Annotated in this window: 5 protein-coding genes; 1 reads left to right on the top strand and 4 read right to left on the bottom strand. The window is 65.9% G+C overall.

Features of this window, described 5'->3' with window-relative positions:
* Positions 1 to 42: 42 nt before the first annotated feature.
* From JMF90_RS20235 to JMF90_RS20220, 4 genes are all read right to left on the bottom strand, one after another.
* On the bottom strand, positions 43 to 1602 hold the full coding sequence (locus JMF90_RS20235) for a DHA2 family efflux MFS transporter permease subunit (RefSeq protein ID WP_012328384.1): 1560 nt from the start codon (positions 1600 to 1602) through the stop codon (positions 43 to 45).
* Between the two features lie 28 nt (positions 1603 to 1630).
* Positions 1631 to 2845 (bottom strand): HlyD family secretion protein, encoded by a 1215-nt coding sequence (locus JMF90_RS20230; RefSeq protein ID WP_006476162.1) that lies wholly within the window; start codon positions 2843 to 2845, stop codon positions 1631 to 1633.
* A 52-nt stretch (positions 2846 to 2897) separates the two neighbouring features.
* Positions 2898 to 4394, bottom strand: a complete 1497-nt coding sequence (locus JMF90_RS20225; protein WP_201316863.1) for an efflux transporter outer membrane subunit — start codon at positions 4392 to 4394, stop codon at positions 2898 to 2900.
* An 87-nt stretch (positions 4395 to 4481) separates the two neighbouring features.
* Positions 4482 to 4973: a MarR family winged helix-turn-helix transcriptional regulator gene (locus JMF90_RS20220; RefSeq protein WP_011545265.1), complete on the bottom strand. Its 492-nt coding sequence runs from the start codon at positions 4971 to 4973 to the stop codon at positions 4482 to 4484.
* Positions 4974 to 5303: 330 nt separating this feature from the next.
* Between JMF90_RS20220 and JMF90_RS20215 the strand changes: the two genes are divergently transcribed.
* Positions 5304 to 6018 (top strand): GTP-binding protein (locus JMF90_RS20215; RefSeq protein WP_201325357.1); only part of this gene is annotated, 715 nt, incomplete at its 3' end.

Raw genomic sequence — 6018 nt, 5'->3', positions numbered from 1 at the left:
GACCGGGCTTTTTGTTTGGTGCGCTGCCTTGAACCTGGCCGCTCAGTGCGCTGCCGACGCCGCCGCGCCGGCATCGCCGCCGCCCGCGCGTTCCGGCTTGGTGATCCAGATCAGCGCGATCAGCAGCACGAAGATCACCGCCGAGATATAGAACAGATCGTTCACGCCGAGTTGCGCGGCCTGTTGCGTGGCCATGTTGTTGATGAGCCCGTGTGCCTGGCTCTGCGACAGCCCGAGGTTGCCCATCTGGGTGACGGCCTGGTTGAACGTCGGGTTGTACGGGTTCGCCTGCTCGACCAGTTGCGCGTGATGGAAGTTGTTGCGGTGGTCCCACGCGGTCTGGAAGATCGACGTGCCGATGCCGCCGCACATGATCCGCACGAAGTTCGACAGGCCGGACGCCGCAGGAATGCGGTGGCCGGGCAGGCCGGACAGCGTGATCGACACGAGCGGGATGAAGAAGCCCGCCATCGCGATGCCCTGCACGAGCGTCGGCAGCGTCAGCGACCATTCGTCGACACCCGTCGTGTAGCGCGAACGCATCCAGAAGCACAGCGCAAATGTCAGGAATGACGCCGTCGAGATGAAGCGCGGATCGGTGCGAGGCAGATACTTCCCGGTGAGCGGCGACAGCAGGATGGCGAACAGCCCGACCGGCGCCATCACGAGGCCGGCGTCGGTCGCGGTGTAGCCGATCTGCGTCTGCAGCCACAGCGGCAACAGCACGAGGTTGCCGAAGTACAAGCCGTACCCGATCGACAGCGCAACCGTGCCGCCGGTGAAGTTCCGGATGCGGAACAGCGACAGGTCGACGACCGGGTGCTCGGCGGTCAGCTCCCAGATCACGAAGAACGCGAATGCGATGACGGCGGTCAGCGCGAGCACGACGATGGTCGTCGACGCGAACCAGTCGAGATCCTTGCCCTTGTCGAGCATGATCTGCAGCGAGCCGACCCAGACGACCAGCAGCGCGAGGCCCACGCCGTCGATCGGCGCGCGGCGCACGGCCGACTCCCGGTTGCGATAGATCATCCACGTCGCGGCGGCGGCGGCGATGCCGACCGGGATGTTGACGTAGAAGATCCACGGCCACGAGTAGTTGTCCGAGATCCAGCCGCCGAGAATCGGGCCCGCGACCGGCGCGATCAGCGTCGTCATCGCCCATAGCGCGAGCGCCATCGGTGCTTTCGCGCGCGGATAGCTCGACAGCAGGAGCGCTTGCGACAGCGGAATCATCGGGCCGGCGACCGCGCCCTGCAGCACGCGCGAGCCGAGCAGGAACGGCAGGTTCGGCGACAGCCCGCACATCCACGACGAGATGACGAACAGGATGATCGACGCGAGGAACAGGCGCACCTGCCCGAAACGGTCGGTCAGCCAGCCGGTCAGCGGCACCGAGATGGCGTTCGCGACCGCGAACGACGTGATGACCCACGTGCCCTGGTCGGACGACACGCCGAGGTCGCCCGAGATGGTCGGGATCGCGACGTTCGCGATGGACGTGTCGAGCACGTTCATGAACACCGCGAGCGACACCGCGATCGTCCCGAGTACGAGTTGCCCGCCCTGCAAGGGCGGGTAGGAGGCAGGAGCCTGTGCCATGTCGGTTGTCTTTCCGGAGTCGGAACGGTTACATCATTTTCGCGGCGGTGTTCTGCTTCGCCGCGACCGGCGCCGATGCGTTGCCGCCCGCGTTCTCGGCGATGATGCGCGCGATTTCGGCGTCGGCCTCGTCGCCGTATTTCGCGAACACGTTGGTCTCGTAGACGGTGTTCGGCGCGTTGACGAGCTGGTCGCCGCGTTCGTCCTTGATGTCCACGTCGACCTGCATCGACAGGCCGATACGCAGCGGATGCTTGTCGAGATCCTTCGGATCGAGCTCGATCCGCACCGGCAGGCGCTGCACGACCTTGATCCAGTTGCCGGTCGCATTCTGCGCCGGCAGCAGCGAGAACGCCGAGCCCGTGCCGGCCGAGAAGCCGACGACCTTGCCGTGGTACGTGACCGACGAACCATAGATGTCGGCCGTCAGCTCGACCGGCTGGCCGATGCGCATGTGCTTCAGCTGGACTTCCTTGAAGTTCGCGTCGACCCACACGGCATTGAGCGGCACCACCGACATCAGCGGGTTGCCGGGCGACACGCGCTGGCCGACCTGCACCGAGCGCTTCGCGACGTAGCCGGTGACCGGCGCCGGCAGCACGTTACGCGCGTTCGCGAGGTACGCGTCGCGCACCTTCGCGGCGGCGGCCATCACGTTCGGGTGCGATGCGATCGTCGTGTTCGCGGTCAATGCGCGATTCGATGCGAGCTGTTGCTGCGCGGCGTCGACCGATGCCTGCGCGGCCTTCACCGCGTCGCGGGCGTGCGAGATTTCTTCCTGCGACACGGCGCCCGTCTGCGCGACGGCCAGGCGGCGGCGCAGATCGTCCTGGGCCTTCGACAGGTCGGACTGGCGCAGCGCGACTTGCGCGCGGTACTGGTCGTCGTTGACGAACAGGCCACGCACCTGGCGCACCGTCTGCGCGAGGTTGGCTTCCGCCTGCTGCAGCGCGACCTGCGAATCGGCGGGGTCGAGCACGACGAGCGGATCGCCGGCCTTGACCGTTTGCGTGTCGTCCGCCTTCACGGCGATCACGGTGCCGGTGACCTGCGGCGTGATCTGCACGACGTTGCCGTTCACGTAGGCATCGTCGGTGTCTTCATGGAAGCGGGCGACGAGGAAGTAGTACAGGCCGTATGCGATGGCCGCGATCACGATGACCGCGACGAGCAGCGTCATCATTCGTTTGCGCTTGCCGTTGTTCTGCGGCTGCGCGCTGGCGGCGTTTTGTTGGTCGCTCATGGCGATTTTCTCCGTCCGTTATTTCGAGTGTCTGCGTAGTGGTGGCGCCGGCTCAATTGGCGGCCTGTTTGGTCGGCGTGGCGGCATCGGGCGCGGCGAGCGGCGTGCCGGTTGCGTCGAACCCGCCGCCGAGCGCCTTGATCAGCGCGAGCTGCATGTCGCGGCGACGCATCTTCAGGTTGGTCACCGTCTGCTCCGATGCGAGGCGGTTGCTGTCCGCCGTCAGCACCTGCAGTTGCGGCGACAGGCCGGCCTTGTAGCGGATGACCGCGAGATCGTACGCGCGCGTCGATGCGTCGAGCGCACGTTGGGCGTCGCCCATCTGCCGATCGATCGCGCGGATCGACGCGACCTGCGTCGCGACGTCGTTCAGCGCGCCGATCAGCGTCTGGTTGTAGTTCGCGACCGACAGGTCGAAGTCGGCGTAACGGCCCTTGAGCTGAGCGCGCAGCGCGCCGGCATCGAAGATCGGCAGGTGGATCGCCGGGCCGAACTGCGCCTGGCGGCTCGCGAAGTTCAGGAATTTGCCCCAGCCGAACGCATCGAAGCCGAAGCCGGCCGCGAGGTTCACGTCGGGGTAGAACTCGGCCTTCGCTTCCTTCACGTCGTGCATCGCGGCTTCGACCTGCCAGCGCGCGGCGACGATGTCGGGGCGGCGCGACACGAGATCGGCCGGCAGGTTGCCGGGCAGCGTGACGTCGCCGCTCGGGTTCAGCACGGGCGCCGCGATCTGCAGCCCGCGATCCGGGCCTTTGCCGAGCAGCGCGGCGAGCTGGTAGCGCACCGTCGTGATCTGCCCGTCGAGGTCCGACAGCGAAGCCTGGGTTGTCGCGATGTTGCCGCGGGCCGTCTGGCGCTCGACGTTGGTGTCGAGGCCGGCCGATACGCGGCCGTCGGTGATCTTGCCGACCGTCTCGCGGTTGGTGATCTCGCGCTGCGCGATGTCGCGCAGCGCATAGAGCTGCGCGAGCGAGTTATAGGTGCGCGCGACCGACGACGCGAGCGTGATGCGCGCCTGTTGCATGTCGGCTTCGGCGGCTTTTTCCTGCGATACGGCCGTGTGCAGGCGTTCGCGGTTCTTGCCCCACAGATCGAGTTCCCACGAGGCGCTCGCGAGCACATTGTTCTCGCTGTACCACTGGCCGCCGTACGGGGGCGGGAACAGTGCGTTCGACGAATACAGCTCGCGCGTCCACGAATAGCTGGCTTCGGCCTTCGGCATCAGGTTCGAGCGGGACGATTCGATGTACGACGAGGCTTTCGCGATGCGCGCCTGGGCCTGCGCGATCGACGGGTTGCCCTGCAGCGCTTCGTCGATCAGCTTCGGCAGTTGCGGATCGCCGAACTGGTTAGCCCAGTCGAGCGCCGGCCACTGGCCGCCCTGGGCCGGCAGGCTCTGGGCGGATTCGAATTGCGACGCGGGGGCGATCTGCTTGTCGCTCTTGATGCCGATGTAATTCGCGCAGCCCGCCAGCGCCAGCGCGGCGACCGCGGCGGCGACGGCGGCACGGCACGACCCGGCGCGCACGGACAACGGGGAGGTTTTCATCGCGCTAACCCCTGACTCGGAATGAATGATGGACACTGCAAGGATTTCCTTACATTAATCTGTCAAAAGTAATTGTTATGGCAACTATTACGTGATGCTACCGCCGGTCGTCTCGCAATAGTTGCTGAGAATGCGGCGCAGCATGCTCTTCAGGAACCCGACTTCTTCCGGCGTAAACCCGTCCAGCACCTGGTCGAGCACGCTGCGGAAAATGGGCGGCAGCCGTTCGGCCAGCGCGCGGCCTTCGTCGGTGAGCTCGAGCCGCACGACGCGCCGATCCTCGACGCTCCGCACGCGTGACAGCAGGCCGCGTTTCTCGACCCGGTCGAGCAGGCGCGTGACCGCGCTTGCGTCGATGCCGTATTCGCGTGCGAGTTCGGCGGCCGTCGAGCACTTGCCGACCGCGATCATGAACAGCATGCTCGCCTGCGTGCCCGTGATGCCGAGCTCTTCCTGCGTGCGCTGCGTGACGAGATTGGTCATCACCGACTTCACGCGCGACATCAGATAACCGACGCTGTCGTTCATCTGATACGTAGACAGCGGCGAAACGGGCGGTGGGGTAGGAGAATCCGACATAAAACCCTGAAGCTGCAATAGTTGACTAGGCAGCAGTATAGGCACAATTGCTTGCCGCGGCAAATGTTAATCGAACCGCGAAACGCGCGCTCCGTCCGGCGAGAATCCCTTGTCCAGATAAGGTTTTTCGGCGCGCCGGTCGTGATGCAGAAGAGGCTCGGCCGGGTCGGGAGCGGAGGGCGGGGCGGCCCGTTTTGTTGCGTTGCAACGTGTAGGCCAGCTCTCGCCACTCGCACGTGCTATAATTTGAGGCTCACCAAGCTGCAACGGCGCGCGCCCGTGAAAAACGAGCGCGCGCGTTTGCGCGTTCAAACGGATTTCCAGGTTTCTATGACCCGCGCCCTTCGCAATATCGCCATCATCGCCCACGTCGACCACGGCAAGACCACGCTCGTCGACCAACTGCTCCGCCAGTCCGGCACCTTCCGCGACAACCAGCAGATTGCGGAGCGGGTGATGGATTCGAACGACATCGAAAAAGAGCGCGGGATCACGATTCTCGCGAAGAACTGCGCGGTCGAATACGAAGGCACGCACGTCAACATCGTCGACACCCCGGGGCACGCGGACTTCGGCGGCGAAGTCGAGCGCGTGCTGTCGATGGTCGACTCGGTGCTGCTGCTCGTCGACGCGGTCGAGGGCCCGATGCCGCAGACGCGCTTCGTCACGAAGAAGGCGCTCGCGCTCGGCCTGAAGCCGATCGTCGTCGTCAACAAGATCGACCGCCCGGGCGCGCGGATCGACTGGGTGATCAACCAGACCTTCGACCTGTTCGACAAGCTCGGCGCGACCGAAGAGCAGCTCGACTTCCCGATCGTCTACGCGTCGGGCCTGAACGGCTACGCATCGCTCGACCCGGCCGCGCGTGAAGGCGACATGCGTCCGCTGTTCGAGGCGATCCTCGAGCACGTGCCGGTTCGCCCGGCCGATCCGGAAGCGCCGCTGCAGCTCCAGATCACGTCGCTCGACTATTCGACGTACGTCGGCCGGATCGGCGTCGGCCGCATCACGCGCGGCCGCATCAAGCCGGGCCAGCCGGTCGTGA

This window comes from Burkholderia sp. E168m23 (assembly GCF_016586125.1).
GTDB lineage: Bacteria > Pseudomonadota > Gammaproteobacteria > Burkholderiales > Burkholderiaceae > Burkholderia > Burkholderia orbicola.
The sequence above is the reverse complement of the archived record's forward strand: the minus strand, read 5'-3'. Positions and strand labels throughout refer to the sequence as shown.